Here is a 19,318-nt window from a genome sequence, read left to right on the forward strand (position 1 = left end):
GGGCCCGCCGCCACGCCCACCGTCACCACCCCCATGACGCTGGCCTGGGAACGCATCACCTGGCGGGCCGGCGCGCTCGACACGCGCGGCCAGCTCAGCCACCTGCCGCTGTCCTGGGTGGATGCCCTCGCCACGCCCGAGGGCGCGCGCCATGGCCCGCTGAGCGAATCCGGCCTGGGCGGCGACGTGGTGTTCGACGGCTCATGGGACCTCACCCTGCCGGCCGACCCCAGCGCGCCGCCCCGCCTGGCGGCGCAGTTGCGCCGGCGCAGCGGCGACCTCTCGGTGCAGACCGACGGCGCCTTCGACGAGAACACCGCATCCACCCAGCGCCTGCAGACCGGCATCCGCGAAGCCCAGCTGGACGTGGAAACCCAGGGCAGCAATGTGCTGGCGCGCCTGCGCTGGGACAGCGAGCGCCTGGGCCAGGCCAGCGCCGACGTGAGCACCACGCTGAGCCCGCCCAACGCCGCCGAGCCCGCCTGGCACTGGGCCGAGCAGGCGCCCTTGCGCGGCACCCTCAAGGCCAGCCTGCCTCAGGTGGGCGTGTGGTCCGCGCTGGCGCCGCCCGGCTGGCGCGTGCGCGGTTCCCTGGGCGCCGATCTCACGCTGGGCGGCACGCGCGACAAACCCCTGCTCAACGGCTCGCTCAACGCCGACGACCTGGCCCTGCGCTCGCTGGTCAATGGCATCGCCTTCTCGCGCGGGCAGCTGCGCGCCACGCTCGCGGGCGAACGCATCACCATCGACCGTTTTTACCTGCAGGGCCTGGGTGGCGTGCAGAACGGCGGCACGCTGCTGGCCACCGGCAGCACCGAGTGGCGCACCGTCACGGTGAACGGCCAGCCGCGCCGCCAGCCCTACATCAGCCTGCAGGCCACCGCCACGAAACTGCGCGTGTCCACCCGCGCCGACCGCATGCTCACGCTCTCGGGCCAGTTGCAGGCCGAGCTGGCGGGCACGGCGCTGCAGCTGCGCGGCCAGCTCACGGCCGATGAGGCCCGTTTCGTGCTGCCCGACGAGTCCACCCCCAGCCTCGGCGCGGACGTGGTGGTGCGTGGCACCGAGCGGCCGCTGGAAGACCCGAACGCCTTCCGTGTGCAACCGGATGTGCTGGTGGACCTGAACCTGGGCAACAACTTCGAGGTGCGCGGCCAGGGCCTGCAGACGCGCCTGACCGGCCAGCTCAATGTGCGCAGCACCCCCACTTCGCCCGCGCCGCGCGTGCTGGGCGAGGTGCGCACGGAGCGCGGTACCTACCGGGCCTACGGCCAGCGGCTCGACATCGAAACCGGCGTGTTGCGCTTCAACGGGCCTTACGACAACCCCACGCTGGACATCTCCGCCGTGCGCCCCAACACCACGCAGCGCGTGGGTGTGCTCATCAGCGGCTCGGCGCAGTTGCCGCGCGTGCGCCTGTTCTCCGACCCCGAACTGCCCGACAGCGAGAAGCTCGCCTGGCTGGTGCTGGGGCGCCCGGCCAGCGGCGCCGGGGCCGAAGCCGCCGTGCTGCAACAGGCCGCGCTGGCCCTGCTCTCGCGCAACGGTGGCAACCTGGACGGCGGCCTGGCCAGCGCCTTCGGTCTGGACGAGCTGTCCTTTGCCGGCAGCTCCACCAACGCCGATGGCACCACCTCGTCGGCCGCGCTCACGCTGGGCAAGCGCCTGTCCAACAAGCTCTACCTGACCTACGAAGCCAGCCTGGCCGGGGCCATGGGCACGGTCTCGATGTTCTACGACCTCTCGCGGCGCGTCACGGTGCGCGCGCGGGCGGGTGAAGAGAACGCCATCGACCTGATCTTCACAACGACATTTGACTGACCCCCGCGCCGCGCCGTGGGCGCGTCCCCCCTTTCAGGGGGCAACACCTGCGGCCTGGCAAAGCCAGCTCCGCGGTGTTCCGGACTTCATCATTTCGCGCCGGAAAGGCCTCAGGCGACCTTGGCCACCGCCGGCTGGTTGGCGGCCTCCGCCACGTGCGCGCGGATCTCGCTCTCGGCCGTCGCCAGACCCTGGGCCTTGGCATCCGGGCCCATCGCCACACCTTCGGCGCGCACGAAGCGCACATCGGTGATGCCGAAGAAGCCCAGCACCGTCTGCAGGTAGGTTTCCTGGTGCTCCATGGCGCGGCCCCCTTCGCTGGTGGAGTACACGCCGCCACGGCTGAGCACCACGATCACCGTCTTGCCACCGGCCAGGCCCACCGGGCCCTGCTCGGTGTACTTGAAGGTGCGGCCACCCTGGGCCACGCGGTCGATCCAGGCCTTGAGCTGGGTCGGGATGGTGAAGTTGTACAGAGGGGCACCGATCACCACCGCGTCGGCCGCCAGAAACTGGCTCACCAGCGCTTCGGAGACGGCGTTTTCCTGGCGTTGCGCCTCGGTGGCGGCGGCCTGGCCGGTGCGAAAGCCCAGCGCGTCGGCGCTCAGGTGGGCCGGCGCGTTGACCGCCAGATCCAGGTGCTGCACTTGCGTGCCGGGATGGACCGCCACCCAGGTCGCCACGGTCTGGGCGGTCAGTTGACGGGAAACCGACTGGTCGCCGGTGATCGCGGAATCGATGTGAAGCAGTTGCATGGAAATCTCCTGAAAAAGTTGACAGCCACGCCAGGTGACCATGGATAGATTGTGATTTCGATGCCAATACTTGATAAGACGGCATTCTTACGACATATCGTTCCATAATCAGGACAATCAACGGGAAACGCCATGCAAGACCTGAACGACATGATCCTGTTCGCCGAGGTGGTGGAACACGGCGGTTTCGCGGCCGCCGGCCGCGCGCTGGGCCTGCCCAAGTCGCGCCTGTCGCGCCGCATCGCCGGGCTGGAGGCGCAGTTGGGCGTGCGGCTGTTGCAGCGCACCACGCGCAAGCTCTCGCTGACCGACGTGGGCGAGACCTACCTGCGCCACTGCCAGGCCCTGCGCGAATCCGCCCAGGCCGCCGCCGACGCCGTGGCCCACGCGCAAACCGAGCCGCGCGGCACCATCCGCGTGGTCTGCCCCGTCACGCTGGCGCAGACCGTGCTGGGCGGCGTGATGCCGATCTACCTCGCGCGGCACCCGCAGGTGCGCGTGGAGATGGAGGTCAACAACCGCGTGGTCGATCTCGTGAAGGACGGCGTGGACGTGGCGCTGCGCGTGCGACTCACGCTGGAGGAAAGCGGCAGCCTGATCGTCAAGCGGCTGGACGACGCGCGCTCGGTGCTGGTGGCCAGCCCGGCGCTGCTGGCGCGCCAGGGCACGCCCACCACGCTGGAGGAAGCCGGCCGGCTCGACAGCGTGGCCATGTCCGCCACCGAGGGCAAGACCAGCATCCGCCTGACCAGCCCCGAAGGGCGCGAGGCCGTGCTGCAGTTCACCCCCCGCTACATCGCCGACGACCTGCTCACCCTCAAGCTCGCCGTGCTCGGCGGCAGCGGCATGTGCTGGCTGCCCGACTACATGTGCGAGGACGAACTGCGCAGCGGCCAGCTGGTGCGCCTGCTGCCCGACTGGTCCACGCCGGTGGGTGTGGTGCATGCGGTGTTTCCCTCGCGCCGGGGCCTCTCGCCCGCGGTGCGCAGCTTTCTCGATTTCCTGGCCGAATACGTGCCCGTGTGCGGCAAGCTGCAGCGCCGCGAGGGGGCGTCCCGGCTGCAGCCCGCCCCGTACAATGCGGGCTCTTTTTCGCCGCCATAGTTCAATGGATAGAACGAGCGCCTCCTAAGCGCTAGATACAGGTTCGATTCCTGTTGGTGGTACCACCTCGAGCCACCATGTCCGAACCGCTGCCCGGCGGCGAACTCGTCCATCAGCTGCGCCGCCTGGGCCTGGCCGCGGGCGACGTGGTCATGGTGCACGCCTCGCTCAAGGCCATCGGGCCGGTGGCCGGCGGCGCCCCGCAGGTCGTGCGGGCGCTGCAGGAGAGCATCGGCCCGGGCGGCACGCTCATGGCCTATGTGTCCTGGGACCGCTCCCCCTACGAAGAGACCCTGAACGGCGCCACGCTGGGCGCCGCCGCGCGCGAGGCCTGGCCGGCATTCGACCCGGCCAGCGCCGGCACCGAACGCAGTTTCGGCCTGCTCAATGCCTTCATCTGCCACACACCCGGCGTGCGGCGCAGCGCGCACCCCGACGCCAACATGGCCGCCCTGGGCGCGAAGGCGGACGAGCTGGTCGCGCCCCATTCGCTCCAGGAGGGCTACGGACCCGGTTCACCGCTGGACCGCTTCGTGCAACTGGGCGGCCAGGTGCTGCTGCTCGGTGCGCCCCTGGACGCGGTGACGGTGCTGCACCACGCCGAGACCCTGGCCGACATCCCGAACAAGCGCCGCGTGCGCTACGAACAACCGGTGCTCGACGACCAAGGCCGCAAGGTCTGGCGCGCGGCCGAGGAGTTCGACACCAATGGCATCCTGGACGGCTTCGCGCAAGACGGCGCCCTGGACACGGTGGAGACCATCGCGCGGGCCTACGTGGCCGAAGGCCGCCACCGCACGGGCCGTGTGGGCCAGGCCGACTGCCATCTGTTCGATGCACGGGACCTCGTGCGCTTCGGCAAGGCCTGGCTCGAACAGCGCTTTGGCGAGCAGGCTCAGCGCAGCATGAGGTAACCCACGCCGATCGCGGCGGCCAGCCCCACCGCATCGGCGAACAGCGCACAGGCCAGCGCGTGCCGCGCGTGCTGGATGCCCACGCTGCCGAAGTACACCGCGAGCACGTAGAAGGTGGTTTCGGTCGAGCCCTGCACGATGGCCGCGAGCCGGCCCGCGAACGAGTCCACGCCGTGCGTCTGCATCACGTCGATCATCAGCCCGCGCGCGCCCGCGCCCGACAGCACCTTCATCAGGCCCACCGGCAGCGCGGGCAGGAAGTCGGTGTTCCAGCCCATCGCGGCCACCATCGCGCCGATGCCCGAGAGCAGGAAGTCCATGCAACCGGCGGCGCGGAACACGCCGATGGCGATCAGGATCGCGATGAGGTAGGGCACGATCTGGATCGCCACGCCAAAGCCTTCCTTGGCACCGTCGATGAAGGCGTCGTACACGTTCAGGCGCTTCCAGGCCCCGGCCAGCACGAACAGCATCACCACGCTCAGGATCACCGCCGCGCCGGTGGTGCCGGCCACGCGCGCGGCCTGTTCGGCCGGCAGGCGGGCCAGCGCGGTCACGGCCGCCGCGAGCAGGCCGGCCACCGCCAGCACCGGCAGCAGGAACCGCGCGCGCCACAGCGGCAGGCGCTGGCACACAGCCACCGCCAGCACCCCAGCGAGCAGCGAGGTGAAGGTGACCAGCAGCGTGGGCAGAAAAATGTCCGCCGCGTTGAACCCCGCGCCCAGGCCCTGCTTGAGCGCGACGCTCTGGCGGATGGCGATCACCGAAGTGGGGATCAGCGTGAGGCCCGCCGTGTTCATCACCACGAACATGATCTGCGCGTTGCTCGCCGTGCCGGGTGCTTCGGTGTTGAGCGTCTGCAGCTCGCGCATGGCTTTCAGGCCCAGCGGTGTGGCCGCGTTGTCCAGACCCAGCAGGTTGGCCGAGATGTTCATGGTCATCGCGCCCTGCGCCGGGTGGCCTTGCGGCACGGCGGGGAAGAGGCGGCGCAGCAGCGGCCCGGCGAGGCGGGCGAGCAGCTCGATCATGCCGGCGCGCTCGCCCACGCGCATGAGCCCCAGCCACAGCGCCATCACACCGGCCAGGCCGAGCGAGATCTCGAAACCCGAGCGCGCGCCATCGAACATGGCCGTCAACAGCGCTTGTAAGATGCCCTGCTCACCCAGCAGCCAACGCGCGACGGCGGTGGCGAAAGCCACGATGAAGAAACCGACCCAGACCCAGTTCAGCGCCATGGAGAGCGATGGTAGCGCCCACGGAGACCTGTCCATGCAATCGATCAACCACCCCCGCCGTTCGTTCCTCTGCGCCCTCGGTCTGGCACTGGCCCTGTCGGCCCCCTCGGTGCAGGCCCAGGCCAGGTTCGTGCAGACGCCCTACAAGAACCCCAAGGCCCTGTTCGACATCTACCTCGACCACCCGGCCAAGCTGGGCGCCGCGCTGTACTGGCTGCGCTCGTTCGTGAACCCGCTCACCGAAGCGCCCTACAGCTTCTTCAACGAGGACATGAGCGTGATCGTGCTGCTGCACGGCACCGAACTCGTGGCGCTGGCGAAGAAGAACGAGGCGAAGTACGAAGAGGTGGTGCAGCGCATGCGCTACTACACCGAACTGGGCGTGAAGTTCAAGGTCTGCGGGCTGGCGCTGCAGGACTTCGGCTACACCGCGGCCGACATGCAGCCCTTCGTGGAGGTGACGCCCTCGGCCATCACCGAGCTGGTGCACTGGCAGAACCAGGGCTACGCGCTGGTCACGCCCACGGTGGTGGACAAAAAGCTGTCGGTGGAGGAGATTCGCTGAACGGCCCACCCGCCGTTCGTCGCGCGGCGCCGGCCGATGTCGAAACGGCCGCGCCTGGCACGTCGTCAGGTGGCAAGCCCCCTTCATCCACCCTTCAGGAGATCCCCATGTCGACGCAACTCAGTGCCTACCTGTCCTACAACGGCAACTGCGCCGAGGCGATGCAGTTCTATGCCAAGCTGTTCAACGCCAAGCTCGAGGCCCTCATCACCTATGGCGAGATGCCCGGCGGCGAACCGGTGCCGCCCGAGAACGCCAAGCTCATCATGCACGCTTACCTGGTGCACCCGGACTTCGCCCTCATGGCCGGCGACGCGCCGCCCGGCGTGCCCTTCGCGGGCATCCAGGGCTGCATGATGGCCATCACCTTCCCCACCGTGGCCGAGGCCGAGCGCGTCTTCAAGGCCCTGGCGGACGGCGGCAAGGTGACCATGCCGCTGTCCGAAACCTTCTGGGCCGACACCTTCGGCATGGTGACCGATCGTTTCGGCACGCCCTGGGGCATCAACGGCGGGCCGAGGGAAATGGCCAAGCCGTGACCGAGGCGGCGCCCGGGCTGCAGGCCACCATCAAGTGGGGTGGCCGGTTCGCTGAACCGGCCAGAGCCGGTCAGAGCTGGCCTTCGCTCAGGGTGTCGAGCTGGAAGCGGCCACTGCGGTCCCACAGCCAGGTGTCGACGCTGCGCACGCGGCCCCAGCCCGGTGGGTTGGGGAACGGCGCGGCCTGCCGCACGAGGCGGTCGATCTCCGCCATCACCTCCGGCGCGTGGCTCGGTCCGCGCAACCAGCGCACCGCGTCCACGCCGCCGCTGCGGTCGATTTCGAGCTCCATCACCCCGATGGCGTACAGCATCGGCGGCAGCTTGCCCCGGTAGATGCGGTCCGGGTAGCGGCGGTAGATGTGGTTCGCCACCGCGAGCCGGTAGCTGGCGTCGGCCAGCGGCGGACGGCTGGAGCCCGAGGGCAGGACCGAGCAGCCCGCCGCGAGCAGGCCGGCCGCGCCGGCGGCGGCCAGCAGCCGGCGGCGCCCAGGCAACAAGGAAGGCGGTGAGGACAGGGTGAGGTCGGTGGTGTTCGGCATGGCGACAGCATACGGCCCTGTGCAGGCCTGGCGCACAAGCAATCGCAACAGCTGTTACCGCCTGCCGGCCGCCGGTGGCGCCACCGGCGCGGCCACGAAGCCTTCCTGCAGCAGCAGCTGTGCGCGGATCGCGTCGATGAAAGCCGTCACGCGCGCGGGGCGGTGGCGGCCCGGCAGCAAGGCCACGTGGATGCCTACGGGCGCGAGCGCCCACTGCGGCAGCACACGCACCAGCCGGCCGGCGGCGATGTCTTCACGGCACATCCAGGGCGCGGCCGATCCGATGCCTGCGCCGTTGAGGATGGCCCGGTAACTCGCGGGCAGGCTCGGCGTGCGAAAGGGCGTGTTCAGCGTGACCATGCGCGCGGCGCCATCGCTGCGGCGCACGAGCTGCACCGTGCCCACCACGTGCGCGGCCAGCCCGATGAAGGGCAGCCGAGGCAGGCGCGCCAGCGTCACCGGGCCGATGCGCTCCACCAGCGCAGGCGTGGCCACCAGCACGCGCTCCATCGTGCCCAGCGTGCGGCAGACGATGTCCTGGTCGGGCACCTCGCCCACGAAAACGCAGCACTCCGCCCCCGTGGCCGAGAGGTCGGTGTAGCGCTCGGCCAGCGCCAGTTCCACGCGCAGCCGGGGGTGCGCCGCCATCAGGCCGGTGAGCGCGTCGGTCAGGAAACTGGCGCCGTAGCCCGCCGGGCCGATCACGCGCAGGGTGCCCTCGGGCCGGCTCTGGCGGCCCTGCAGCCGGTCGGACAGTCCGGCCCATCGCTCGCCCAGGTCGCGCGCCTCCAGCAGCAGCGTCTGGCCCTCGTCGGTCAGCGAGAAGGTGGAGGTGGTGCGGTTCACCAGCTTGCAGCCCAGCAGGGATTCGAGTTCCACCAGGCGCCGGCTCACCGTGGGCTGCGTGGTGCCCAGTTGCCGCGCCGCCTTGCTCAGCGAGCGCGCCTCGCTGATGTGCTGGAAGGTGTCGAGCAGTTCGAGTCGGTCGTAGGTCGTCTTCATACGTGATGTGTATAGCACTTACATCGTCCATGCGTCTAGCGAGCGAAGCTCTCTTTGCGTACCGTGGCGGCTTCGAACAGGAGACAAGACGTGAGCACGCATTCCAAGACGGCCCCCACCGCGGACGACGCCGCCGCCATCCCCGACACGCTGTGGACCCCGAGCGCGGACGACATCGGCGCCAGCCGCCTGGCGCGCTACGAGCGCTGGCTCGCCGAGCAGCACGGCCTGCGCTTCGACGGCTATGCGGCGTTGTGGCAATGGTCGGTGCAGCACCTGGACACCTTCTGGCGCAGCATCTGGGACCACTTCGAGGTGCTGGCCGACGGTTCACCCGAACCCGTGCTCGCGAGCCGCGAGATGCCCGGCGCGCGCTGGTTTCCGAACACGCGGCTGAACTACACGGAGCACGTCTTCCGACAGGCCAGCGCAGAGCGCCCCGCGCTGGTGGTGCGCACCGAAGGCGAGGAAGCGCGCGAGGTGTCCTGGGCGGCGCTGCGCCAGATGACCGCGGCCTTCGCGGCCACCCTGCGGGATCGCGGCGTGCAGCCGGGCGACCGCGTGGCGTCCTACCTGCCGAACCAGGCCGAGACCGTGGCGGCCTTCCTGGCCTGCGCCAGCCTGGGTGCCATCTGGTCGAGTTGCGCGCCCGACATGGGCCCCTCGGTGGTGTTCGACCGCCTGAGCCAGATCGAGCCCAAGGTGCTGCTGGCCACCGACAGCTACCGCTACAACGGCAAGGTGCATGACCGCCACGACACCGTGGACCAGTTGCTCGAGCGCCTGCCCAGCGTGCGCACCGTGGTGCACCTGCCCGGCCCGCTGGCGAATGAACGCGCCGTGGCGTGGCGCGACCGCCTGGCATGGGACGGCGCGATGCAACAGCACGCACACGCCGAGCTGCGCTTCGAGCGCCTGCCCTTCGACCACCCGCTGTGGATCGTCTATTCCTCCGGCACCACCGGCCTGCCCAAGGCCATGGTGCACGGCCACGGCGGCGTGGTGCTCACCCACCTCAAGACGCTCGCGCTGCAGCACGACCTGCGCGAAGGCGACCGCATGCTGTTCCTCGGCGGCACCGGCTGGATCGTCTGGAACCTGCAGATCGGCGGCCTGCTCACCGGCGCCACCACCGTGCTCTACGACGGTAACCCCGCCTGGCCCGACGACGAGGCGCTCTGGCGCTTCATGGACCGGCACGGCGTCACGCTGTTCGGCTGTGGCGCGGCCTTCCTCATGAACTGCATGAAGCGCGGCCTGCGCCCACGCGACTTCGCCGCCCTGCCGGCGCTGCGCGCGATCAACTCGACCGGCTCGCCGCTGTCCATCGACGCCTACCACTGGGTCTACGGCGCGGTGAAAAGCGACCTCTGGCTGGCCTCGGTCAGCGGCGGCACCGACATCGCCTCGGGCTTCGTGGCCTGCGCGCCGGGCCTGCCCGTGGTGGCGGGCGAGATCCAGTGCGCCGAGCTCGGCGTGGCGGCCCAGTCCTTCAACGAGGCGGGCCAGCCGGTGCAGGACGAGGTCGGCGAACTGGTGATCACGCAACCCATGCCCTCGATGCCGCTGTTCTTCTGGAACGACGCCGACGGCCAGCGCTACCGCGAGAGCTACTTCGACACTTTCCCCGGCGTCTGGCGCCATGGCGACTGGATCCGCTTCACGCCGCGCGGCACCGCCGTCATCTACGGCCGCTCCGACAGCACCATCAACCGCTTCGGCATCCGCATGGGCACGGCCGAGATCTACCGCGTCGTCGAGGAGATGCCGCAGGTGCGCGACAGCCTGGTGGTCGACCTCGAGTACCTGGGCCGACCGTCCTTTTTGCCGCTGTTCGTGGTGTTGCAGCTGGGCGTTGTGCTGGACGACGCGCTCAAGGCCGCCATCGCCGGGCAGATCCGCACCAAGGCCTCGGCGCGCCATGTGCCGAACGAGATCTACCTGGTGGACGAGATTCCGCGCACCCTCACCGGCAAGAAGATGGAAGTGCCGGTGCGCAAGCTGCTGCTGGGCACCCCGCTGGAGAAGGTGGCCAGCCCCGACGCCATGGTCAACCCACGCAGCCTGGACTTCTTCGTGCGGCTCGCCCTCGAACTCAACACGCCGGGCACCGCGCCCGCCTGAGTGCCTTCGCTTTTTCCACTACCCACACAGGAGACAACCAGCATGATGCAACGCCGCCAACTCACCCGCCTGGCCCTCGCCCTGGGCGCCACTTTGAGCCTCGGCGCCGCGCCCGCGCTCGCCCAGCCGGCCTACCCGAGCAAGCCGCTCACCATCGTCGTGCCTTTCGTGCCCGGCGGCCCGGTGGACGTGATGGCGCGCACGCTCGGCGATGCCCTGGGCAAGTCGCTGAACGTGCCGGTGGTGATCGACAACCGCGCCGGCGCGGGCGGCAACATCGGCAGCCAGCACGTGGCCAAGGCCCCCGCCGACGGCTACACGCTGCTCATGGCCACGGGCAGCATCCTGAGCATCAACGAGGCGCTGTATCCCCGCCTCGGGTTCGAGCCCGGCAAGGACTTCGCCCCGGTCTCGCTGGTGGGCGACATGCCGCTGATCGTCACCGTCAACGCCTCGGTGCCGGTGAAGAACGTGGCCGAACTCGTGGCGCAGGCCAAGGCCAGACCCGACAGCCTGCTGCTGAGTTCGCCGGGCAACGGCACCACGCCGCACCTGGCCACCGAACTGCTCAAGCGCGAAGCCGGTGTGACCCTGGTCCACGTGCCCTACAAAGGCGGCGCCGAGTCGGCCACGGCCATCCTGTCCAACCAGGTCACTGGCGGCATCGAATCCCCGCCCGCCGTGCTGCCGCACATCCGCGCGGGCAAGATGCGCGCGCTCGCCATCGCCGGCCCGGAGCGCCTGGACAGCCTGCCCGACGTGCCGACCACCACCGAAGCGGGCCTGCCCGGCCTGCAGATCGTGAGCTGGTTCGGTCTGGTCGCACCGGCCGGCACGCCGGCCGCGGTGATCGACAAGCTCAACAAGGAAACACTCGCCGCGCTCAAGACCGACGAAGTGAAGGCCCGTTTCGAGCGCCTCTCGATCCGCCCGATGGGCAGCACGCCCGCCGCACTGGCCACGCTGGCGCAGCAGGACCGCGTGAAGTGGGGCCAGATCGTCAAGGCCTCGGGTGTGCGCCTCGACTGAGGCGCGCCGCTTTCACCTCGCCCGCAAGGTGCGGCTGAGCAGGATCACCGGCACCAGCCCCACCAGCACCAGCGTGAGCGCCGGCAGCGCCGCCTCGCCCAGGCGTTCGTCGCGCGCGAGCTGGTAGGTCACCACCGCCAGGGTGTCGCTGTTGAAGGGCCGCAGCACCAGGGTGGCGGGCAGCTCCTTCATCACGTCCACGAACACCAGCAGCGCGGCCGCGGCGGTGGAGCGCTTGAGCAGCGGCCAGTGCACGCGCGCCGCCAGGCCCAGGCCGGTGGTGCCGAGCATGCGGGCCGAGTCGTCGAGGCTGGCCGGGATGCGCGCGTAACCACTCTGCAGCGATTGCAGGGCCACGGCGGTGAAGCGCACGAGATAGGCCCACACGATGCCGAGCGCGGTGGCGGTGACCCAATAGCCCACGCTGGCCTCGGGCCACAGAGACTGCACCCAGCCCACCGGCAGCAACAGGCCGACCACGATCACCGCGCCGGGCACGGCATAACCCAGGCTCACGAGCTGCACCACGCCGCGCGTGAGCCGGCCCGGCCGTGCGCGCAACGCGAACGCCAGCGCCAGCGCGATCGCGGTGGTCAGCGCGGCCGCCAGGCTGGCCAGCCACACGCTGCTGCGCGACCACTGCAGGAAGGAGGTCCACGGCAGGTCGTCCCAGCCCCCGATGAGCGGGCGCAGCATGAACAGCACCGGCAGCACGAAGCCGAAGGCGATGGGCAGCACACAGGCCAGCACGGCGCACACGGCGCGCCCGCCTTGCAGGCGCGTGGGCTGGGCTTCGGCGCTGCCGGCGCGCTGGCCGCGCAGCGTGGCGAACCGCAGCCGGCGCTGGGCGCGGTGTTCGAGCCACAGGAGCAGGGCCACCAGCGCCAGCAGCATCGTGGCGAGCTGGGCGGCGGCCATGCGGTTGTCCATCGCGAGCCAGGCCTTGTAGACACCGGCCGTGAAGGTCTGGATGCCGAAGTAGCTGGCCACGCCGAAATCCGCCAGCGTTTCCATGAGCGCGAGCGCCACGCCCGCGGCCACGGCCGGGCGTGCCAGCGGCAGCGCCACTTCGCGGATGCGCCGCGCCAGCGGCGCGCCCAGCAGGCGCGCGGCTTCCATGAGCTGGGCCGCGCGCTCGGCCAGCGCGGTGCGCGCCAGCAGGTAGACGTAGGGGTAGAGCGAGAAGGTGAACACCCAGACCGCGCCCGGCGTGCTGCGCACCTCGGGCAGCAGGCGCCCGGACAGGCCGAAGGTCTCGCGCAACCCCACCTGCAGGGGGCCGCTGAACTGCAGGAAGTCGGTGTAGGCATAGGCCACCACATAGGCCGGCATGGCCAGCGGCAGCAGCAGGGCCCATTCGAAGAAACGGCGGCCGGGGAAGTCGAACAGCGTGACCGCGCTGGCCGTGGCCATGCCCACCACCGCCACGCCGATCGCCACGCTCACGCACAACACCAGCGTGGTGAGCGCGTACTCCGGCAGCACGGTCTGCGCCATCTGCGAGAGCACGTCGCGCGCGGCGGCATCGAACTCGAACCAGGACGCCCCCAGCGACAGCACCGGCAGCGTGAGCAGCAGCGCAAGCAGGATCAACAGGGCGGGAGCCAACCAACGCAGCATGGGCAGGTTTCAGGTGAAAGGGCCATCGACCCGCGTCAACACAAATGAGAATTGTAGTTATCTAGAATAGACCGCCTATGTTCCTGAACGTCTCTCAACTCAGCGTGCGGTACGCGGGCCAGTCCCAAGCCGCGGTGGATGGTGTCTCGCTGGGGCTGCGCGCAGGCGACATCGGCGTGCTCATCGGCCCCTCGGGCTGCGGCAAGACCACCCTGCTGCGCGCGGTCGCCGGCCTGGAACGCGCCAGCGGCGGCAGCATCACGCTCGACGGCGAGACCGTGAGCGACAGCCAGCACCACATGCCGGCCGAGCAGCGCCGCATCGGCATGGTGTTCCAGGACTACGCCCTGTTTCCCCACCTCGACGTGGGCCGCAACATCGCCTTCGGCATCGACCGCCTGCCGCGCGCCGAGCGCGAGGCCCGCGTGGACGAGGTGCTGCGCCTGGTCGGCCTGGCCGGCATGCAGGCGCGCTTTCCGCACGAGCTCTCGGGCGGCCAGCAGCAGCGCGTGGCCCTGGCCCGCGCACTGGCGCCGCGCCCGCGCCTGCTGCTGCTCGACGAACCCTTCTCCAACCTCGATGTGGACCTGCGCGAGCGCCTGGCCCATGAGGTGCGCGGCATCCTCAAGGCCGCCGGCGCCACCGCCCTCTTCGTCACGCACGACCAGCTGGAGGCGTTCGCCATCGGCGACGTGATCGGCGTGATGCATGAAGGCCACCTGCACCAGTGGGACGACGCCTACGCGCTCTACCACCGCCCGGCCACGCGCTTCGTGGCCGAGTTCATCGGCCACGGCGTGTTCGCCCCGGCGCAGATCCAGATGGTGGGTGACCAGGTCTCGGTGCAGACGCCGCTGGGCCCGCTGCACGACGTGGAGGAATGCCCCCTGCCCTCGGCCTACGAGGCCGGCCTGTGCGACGTGCTGCTGCGCGCCGACGACATCGTGCACGACGACGACGCGCCGGTGAAGGCGCAGATCCTGCGCAAGGCGTTTCGCGGCTCCGAATTCCTCTACACGCTGCGCCTGGCCAGCGGCGAGGTGCTGATGACGCACGTGCCCTCGCACCACAACCACGCGGTGGGCGAGTGGATCGGCATCCGCGCGGAGGTGGACCACGTGGTCACGTTCGAACGCGGCGGTGGCGCCAGCTCGCCGCCCGCACCGGGCTCGCGCCAGACCGCGGCCTGAGCGGCCCGGTTTTTTTTGCCCTTGAAACTTAAAAAAAACTTATCAAAGCAGTGAACTCTTGCGGTGCGGACACACTCCGTCACAGGTCCAAATCGGAATAAATCTTATTTGCAACCTGTCTGGAGTACTTTTTGATGAAACGCCTCGTCCTCACCGCCCTCGCTTTTGCCGGGCTGGCCGCCCCCCTCGCGCAGGCCCAGACCGCCCCGGCGGTGACGGTTTATTCCTCGCGCATCGAGCAGCTGATCAAGCCGCTGTTCGACCGCTACACCGCCGAGACGGGCGTGAAGATCAACCTGCTGACCGACCGCGGCGGCTCGATCGCCGAGCGCCTGGCCGCCGAAGGCGCGGGTTCGCCGGCCGACATCCTGCTCACGGTGGACATGGGCAACCTCTGGAGCGCGGCCGAGCGCGGCCTGCTGCGCAAGATCGATTCGCCCACGCTCAACAACAACGTGCCGCCCAACTTCCGCGACCCGGGCAACCAGTGGTGGGGCCTGTCGCGCCGCGAACGCACCATCTTCTTCAACCCCGAGAAGGTCAAGCCGGCGCAGCTCTCCACCTACGAAGACCTGGCCGACCCGAAGTGGAAGGGCAAGCTCTGCCTGCGCACCGGCAAGCAGACCTACACGCAATCGCTGGTGGCCATGCTGATCGCCAAGCACGGTGAGACCAGGACCGAGCAGATCGTGCGCGGCTGGGTGAGCAACCTCGCCACCGACGTGTTCACCAACGACGCCAGCCTGCTGCAGGCCATCGGCGCCGGCCAGTGCGAGGTGGGCATCGCCAACACCTACTACTACGGCCGCCTGGTCTCCAGCAACGCCGGCATCAAGGACAAGGTGCACCTGTTCTGGGCCAACCAGGGCGCCAACGAAGGCGGCGCCCACGTGAACCTCTCGGGCGGCGGCGTCACGCGCCACGCCAAGAACCCGGCCGGCGCGCAGAAGCTGCTGGAATGGCTGTCGTCCGAAGCGGCGCAGAACGGCTACACGCACGGCACTTTCGAAAGCCCGGTGAACCCCAAGGTGGAGCCTGACGCGATCATCAAGGCCTGGGGCACCAGCTTCAAGCCCAGCCCGCTGAACGCGGCCGACATCGGCTCCAAGCAGGCCGACGCGATCCGCCTGCTGGACCGCGCAGGCTACCGTTGAGCGACACCCTCGCCGCGACACCGCTGGCGCCCCGCCAGCGGGTGGCGCGGCGCTGGCCGGGCTGGGCGCTGGCCCTGCCCGTGGCCCTGCTCACGCTGATCCCGGTGCTCACCGTGCTCGGCGTGGCGCTCTCGCCGCAGCCCGAGGTGTGGGACCACCTGATCCAGTACGTGCTGCCCCGGGTCACGGCCAACACCGCGCTGCTCATGCTGCTGGTGTCCGTCGGCGTGTTGTGCGTCGGCGTGCCGCTGGCCTGGCTCACCGCGCTGTGCGCCTTCCCGGGCCAGCGTTTCTTCTCCTGGGCGCTCATGCTGCCGCTGGCGTTTCCGGCCTATGTGCTGGCCTTCGTGCAGATGGGCCTGTTCGAGTTCGCCGGCCCGGTGCAGAGCCAGCTGCGCGTGTGGTTCGGCAGCAGCGCCTGGTTCCCCGAAATCCGGGGCAGCCTGTGGGGCACGGTGATGGTGCTGACCATGGCCTTCTACCCCTATGTCTACCTGCTCGCGCGCAACGCCTTCATGACGCAGGGCCGCCGCGCGCTGGAAGCCGCGCGCACGCTCGGCCACAGCGCGCCGCGCGCGTTCTGGCGCGTCTCGGTGCCGATGGCGCGCCCCTGGATCGCGGGCGGGCTCGCGCTCGCCCTGATGGAAACCCTGGCCGACTTCGGCGCGGTCGCCGTCTTCAACTACGACACCTTCACCACCGCCCTGTACAAGGCCTGGTTCGACCTGCACAACCTCGACGCCGCGGCGCAGCTCGCCGCCCTGCTCGTGCTGGTGGTGCTGGTGCTCGCGGCGGCCGAGCAGCGCTCGCAACAGGGCCGCAGCTACCAGGTGGCCTCGCGCCACACCCCCCCGGTGGCGCTGCACGGCTGGCACCGCTGGGGAGCCTTCGCGGTCTGCGCGCTGGTGTTCACGGCCTCGTTCGCCATCCCCATCGCGCAACTGGTGACGTGGTCGCTGAGCACCTGGCGCGAAGAGCTGGAACCGCGCTACTGGGACTTCACGCTGAACACGGTGCGGCTCGCGCTGGGCACCGCGGCCATCGCCACGCTGCTGTCGCTCGCGCTGGCCTGGGTGCGGCGCCACCACCCCGACCGCGCCACCGGCTGGACGGTGCGGCTGGCGATCATCGGCTACGCGGTGCCGGGTGCCGTGCTCGCCGTGGGCGTCTTCATCCCCATCGCCTGGCTTGACAACCTGCTCATCGCCTGGCTGCAGCCCCTGGGCTTCGAAGGCTTCCAATTGCTCAAGGGCAGCGTGGCCACCATGCTGCTCGCGCTCTCGGCGCGCTTCCTGGCCGTGGCCTACCACGCGACCGACAGCGCCATGCAGCGCATCACGCGCAGCCAGGAAGAGTCCGCGCGCACGCTGGGCCTGGGCACCTGGGCGATGCTGCGCCGGCTCTACCTGCCGCTGCTGCGCGGCGGCCTGCTCACGGCCTTCCTCATGGTCATGGTCGATGTCATGAAGGAAATGCCGATCACGCTGATGACGCGCAGCTTCGGCTGGGACACGCTGGCCGTGCGCATCTTCCAGCTCACGTCCGAATCGATGTGGGCCAACGCGGCAGTGCCGGCACTGGCCATCGTGGCCGTGGGCCTGCTGCCGGTGGTGCTGATCGTGCGGCAGACCGACCGCCGCGTCGGCGGCGGTTGATCCATCGATCGATCAGCCCAGCGCGGTCCGCAGCGCCGGCAGGCGCGAGACCACCAGCCAGTCGAGCAGCAGCACGCCGAGCAGCACCGCCCCGCTGAGCGGGAAGGCCAGCGCCAGCGCGCACATCACCAACGCCCCGCCCTTCCACAGCGACGGGTCGCGCGGCGCGGGTGGTGCCACCAGTCGCCAGCTGCCCTTGGGCCGGCGCTTCCACCACATCACGATGCCGCTCACGCACAGGAACACGATGGCCAGGCAGAACAGCACGTTGAGAAGGGCGTTCCACAGCCCCAGGTCGCCCTGGTGCAGCGCGATGCCCACCGCCATGGCCTTGGCCAGCAGCGGGTAGTCGGCATAGGCGGCCTCGGCCAGCACGCGGCCGGTGTAGCGGTCCACGTGCACCGTGCGGTCCTGCGTCGGGCGGCCCAGGTCGCCGCTCATGGTGTCGGCCGACAGGGTGTACACGCCGGTGTCGCCTTGCGGCAGCTGGATGTGGTGCTGGCCCGTGAAGCCGAGCCGCTTCGCGAGCGCGGCCACGCTGTCCAGGTCCACCGGCTGGCCGTCGGGCACGCCCTCCGCGCCGCCCGGCGAACCCGAGGCCGGCAGCGGCGTCTGCGCCAGGCCCCAGGGCACCTCGTGCGTGCCGCCGGCGTTGAGCGTGGCGTGCGTGGCGTCCGACAGCGGCACGGCATCCCACTTGGCGGCAGGGAAACTGCCCCAGGGCTGAGCGAACTTCGCGCCCCACACGCCCGTCCAGGACAGCCCCGTGAGCAGGAACACCAGCAGCACCGCGCCGAGCCAGAAGCCCAGGCTGGCGTGCAGCGAACGCCACCACAGGCGCCCCTTCAGGCGCAGGTCGGGCAGCAGCACCTGGGCCCAGCGCGTGCCGCCGCGCGGCCACCAGAGGTAGAAGCCGGTGACGACCATCACGATGGCCAGGCCCGCCGCGATCTCGATCAGGCGGTCGCCCACGTCGCCCAGCAGCAGCGTGCCGTGGATCTTCTCGGCCCAGGCGAACCAGGTCTGGTCCTTGTCCACCAGCTGCAGCACCTGCGCGGTGTACGGGTCCACCGCCACCGCTTCGGTGGTGCCGTCGCGCGCGACGACGAACCAGCTCGCGCGGTCGGGCGCGGCCGGCGCGATGTACTCGCGCAGCGTGGCCTGCGAGCGCAGTTCGAGCACGGCCTTCGCCTGCGCGCTCACGGGCAGCGGCGCGTGGTCCATCGGGTTCACCGTCACCACCGGCCCGAGGCGGGTCTGGAAACCGGTGAAGAACACCATGACCAGCCCGGTGAGGGCCAGCATGAGCAGAAAGGGCACGACGTAGAGGCCGGCGTAGAAGTGCCAGCGCCAGGCCACGGCATGGAAACTGGAATGCGAGGACGGCTTCGTCCCCGCGTCCGCCAGCGCGGACGCGCGTTCAGCAACGGCTTTCATGGCCGCCTCAGTGCTTGTGCTTGCCGTGGTCTTCGGCCGCGGCGGCCGGTGCCGCACTGGTGCCACCGAGCGCGCGCGCCGTGGCCTTGACTTCCAGCGTGCTGCGCTGGCCGTCCTTGCCTTCGAGCACCAGCGTCACGGGCACCACGTCACCGGCCTTCACCTGGCCCTTGAGGTCCAGCAGCATCACGTGGTAACCACCAGGCTTGAGCTCGATGGCCTGGCCGGCGGGCAGCGCCAGGCCCTTGACCTCGCGCATGCGCATCACGTCCTTGTCCATGGCCATTTCGTGGATCTGGGCCACACCCGCGATGGGCGAGCGGGCTTCCACCACGCGGGTGTCGGCCTTGGCGGTGAGTTGCATGAAGGCGCCAGTGGATTTCTGTTGCGCGACGGTGGCGCGCACCCAGGCGTCTTTCACCTCGACGGGAGCGGTGGCGGGCGCTTGCGCCCAGGCGCTGGCCGTCACGGCCAGCAGGGTGGAGATGAGCAGGGATTTCATCGTGGAGTCGTCCATCGAAAAGCATTGATCGGGTTCGCCCGGCCCGGGCCGCGGCGGGGCGGCGACAGGGGCTTGGGCGGAGAGGCGGTCCGCGCCTGGGCGCGGGCCGGTGGGGTGCGTCAGGCCGTGGG

17 protein-coding genes and 1 tRNA gene are annotated in these 19,318 nt (G+C 70.2%); 11 read left to right on the forward strand and 7 right to left on the reverse strand.

The window, feature by feature from the left end:
* Positions 1 to 1,821, forward strand: a 1,821-nt coding sequence (locus tag AC3WPZ_RS10275; RefSeq protein ID WP_492439410.1) for a translocation/assembly module TamB domain-containing protein, incomplete at its 5' end; no start/stop codon positions are given.
* A 110-nt stretch (positions 1,822 to 1,931) separates the two neighbouring features.
* Here AC3WPZ_RS10275 and AC3WPZ_RS10280 read toward each other — a convergent pair.
* Positions 1,932 to 2,576, reverse strand: coding sequence for an FMN-dependent NADH-azoreductase (locus AC3WPZ_RS10280; RefSeq protein ID WP_444687276.1), 645 nt, complete (start codon positions 2,574 to 2,576; stop codon positions 1,932 to 1,934).
* Positions 2,577 to 2,708: 132 nt separating this feature from the next.
* Here AC3WPZ_RS10280 and AC3WPZ_RS10285 point away from each other — a divergent pair, with 132 nt between their 5' ends.
* The 3 genes from AC3WPZ_RS10285 to aac(3) all read left to right on the forward strand — a co-directional run bounded on the left by AC3WPZ_RS10285 (position 2,709) and on the right by aac(3) (position 4,594).
* Positions 2,709 to 3,680, forward strand: a complete 972-nt coding sequence (locus tag AC3WPZ_RS10285) for a LysR substrate-binding domain-containing protein (RefSeq protein WP_444687277.1) — start codon at positions 2,709 to 2,711, stop codon at positions 3,678 to 3,680.
* A tRNA-Arg gene (locus tag AC3WPZ_RS10290) sits at positions 3,671 to 3,745 on the forward strand. The genes AC3WPZ_RS10285 and AC3WPZ_RS10290 overlap by 10 nt, the downstream gene beginning before the upstream one ends.
* 12 nt (positions 3,746 to 3,757) lie before the next feature.
* Entirely contained in the window at positions 3,758 to 4,594 is an 837-nt protein-coding gene (gene aac(3) / locus AC3WPZ_RS10295) for an aminoglycoside 3-N-acetyltransferase (protein ID WP_444687278.1), read from the forward strand.
* Here aac(3) and AC3WPZ_RS10300 read toward each other — a convergent pair.
* Positions 4,576 to 5,829, reverse strand: a complete 1,254-nt coding sequence (locus AC3WPZ_RS10300) for a nucleoside recognition domain-containing protein (RefSeq protein ID WP_382321576.1) — start codon at positions 5,827 to 5,829, stop codon at positions 4,576 to 4,578. The two genes, aac(3) and AC3WPZ_RS10300, sit on opposite strands and share 19 nt — an antisense overlap.
* A 34-nt stretch (positions 5,830 to 5,863) precedes the next feature.
* Between AC3WPZ_RS10300 and AC3WPZ_RS10305 the strand changes: the two genes are divergently transcribed.
* Positions 5,864 to 6,394 carry a DsrE family protein gene (locus tag AC3WPZ_RS10305; protein WP_444687279.1) on the forward strand — a complete coding sequence of 177 codons (531 nt, stop codon included), beginning with the start codon at positions 5,864 to 5,866 and terminating at the stop codon, positions 6,392 to 6,394.
* Between the two features lie 107 nt (positions 6,395 to 6,501).
* On the forward strand, positions 6,502 to 6,933 hold the full coding sequence (locus AC3WPZ_RS10310; protein WP_382154867.1) for a VOC family protein: 432 nt from the start codon (positions 6,502 to 6,504) through the stop codon (positions 6,931 to 6,933).
* Positions 6,934 to 7,003: 70 nt separating this feature from the next.
* Here AC3WPZ_RS10310 and AC3WPZ_RS10315 read toward each other — a convergent pair whose 3' ends face one another.
* Positions 7,004 to 7,474 carry a hypothetical protein gene (locus tag AC3WPZ_RS10315; RefSeq protein WP_492439414.1) on the reverse strand — a complete coding sequence of 157 codons (471 nt, stop codon included), beginning with the start codon at positions 7,472 to 7,474 and terminating at the stop codon, positions 7,004 to 7,006.
* A 54-nt stretch (positions 7,475 to 7,528) separates the two neighbouring features.
* Complete coding sequence (locus tag AC3WPZ_RS10320) at positions 7,529 to 8,476, reverse strand: LysR family transcriptional regulator (RefSeq protein ID WP_444687281.1); 948 nt, start codon at positions 8,474 to 8,476, stop codon at positions 7,529 to 7,531.
* A gap of 90 nt (positions 8,477 to 8,566) precedes the next feature.
* On the opposite strand from AC3WPZ_RS10320, the gene AC3WPZ_RS10325 reads away from it, so the two are divergent.
* Complete coding sequence (locus AC3WPZ_RS10325) at positions 8,567 to 10,600, forward strand: acetoacetate--CoA ligase (RefSeq protein ID WP_492439416.1); 2,034 nt, start codon at positions 8,567 to 8,569, stop codon at positions 10,598 to 10,600.
* 42 nt (positions 10,601 to 10,642) lie between these two features.
* Positions 10,643 to 11,629, forward strand: a complete 987-nt coding sequence (locus AC3WPZ_RS10330) for a Bug family tripartite tricarboxylate transporter substrate binding protein (protein WP_492439418.1) — start codon at positions 10,643 to 10,645, stop codon at positions 11,627 to 11,629.
* Positions 11,630 to 11,641: 12 nt separating this feature from the next.
* Here the strand turns inward: AC3WPZ_RS10330 and AC3WPZ_RS10335 are convergent, their stop codons facing one another.
* Positions 11,642 to 13,249, reverse strand: a complete 1,608-nt coding sequence (locus AC3WPZ_RS10335) for an ABC transporter permease (protein ID WP_492439420.1) — start codon at positions 13,247 to 13,249, stop codon at positions 11,642 to 11,644.
* A gap of 77 nt (positions 13,250 to 13,326) precedes the next feature.
* On the opposite strand from AC3WPZ_RS10335, the gene AC3WPZ_RS10340 reads away from it, so the two are divergent.
* The 3 genes from AC3WPZ_RS10340 to AC3WPZ_RS10350 all read left to right on the forward strand — a co-directional run bounded on the left by AC3WPZ_RS10340 (position 13,327) and on the right by AC3WPZ_RS10350 (position 17,248).
* Positions 13,327 to 14,439 carry an ABC transporter ATP-binding protein gene (locus AC3WPZ_RS10340; RefSeq protein WP_382154854.1) on the forward strand — a complete coding sequence of 371 codons (1,113 nt, stop codon included), beginning with the start codon at positions 13,327 to 13,329 and terminating at the stop codon, positions 14,437 to 14,439.
* Between the two features lie 134 nt (positions 14,440 to 14,573).
* Positions 14,574 to 15,593: an extracellular solute-binding protein gene (locus tag AC3WPZ_RS10345; RefSeq protein WP_444687285.1), complete on the forward strand. Its 1,020-nt coding sequence runs from the start codon at positions 14,574 to 14,576 to the stop codon at positions 15,591 to 15,593.
* The gene (locus tag AC3WPZ_RS10350) at positions 15,590 to 17,248 is read left to right on the forward strand and encodes an ABC transporter permease (protein ID WP_492439423.1); all 1,659 of its coding nucleotides are present in this window, start codon (positions 15,590 to 15,592) and stop codon (positions 17,246 to 17,248) included. Before AC3WPZ_RS10345 ends, AC3WPZ_RS10350 begins: the two co-directional genes overlap by 4 nt.
* A 12-nt stretch (positions 17,249 to 17,260) precedes the next feature.
* Here the strand turns inward: AC3WPZ_RS10350 and AC3WPZ_RS10355 are convergent, their stop codons facing one another.
* Both AC3WPZ_RS10355 and AC3WPZ_RS10360 read right to left on the reverse strand, forming a co-directional pair.
* Complete coding sequence (locus AC3WPZ_RS10355; RefSeq protein ID WP_492439425.1) at positions 17,261 to 18,685, reverse strand: PepSY-associated TM helix domain-containing protein; 1,425 nt, start codon at positions 18,683 to 18,685, stop codon at positions 17,261 to 17,263.
* Positions 18,686 to 18,692: 7 nt separating this feature from the next.
* Positions 18,693 to 19,187: a copper chaperone PCu(A)C gene (locus tag AC3WPZ_RS10360; protein ID WP_382321601.1), complete on the reverse strand. Its 495-nt coding sequence runs from the start codon at positions 19,185 to 19,187 to the stop codon at positions 18,693 to 18,695.
* Positions 19,188 to 19,318 lie beyond the last annotated feature (131 nt).

The organism is Hydrogenophaga sp. FW305-3-2-15-A-LB1 (assembly GCF_058787875.1).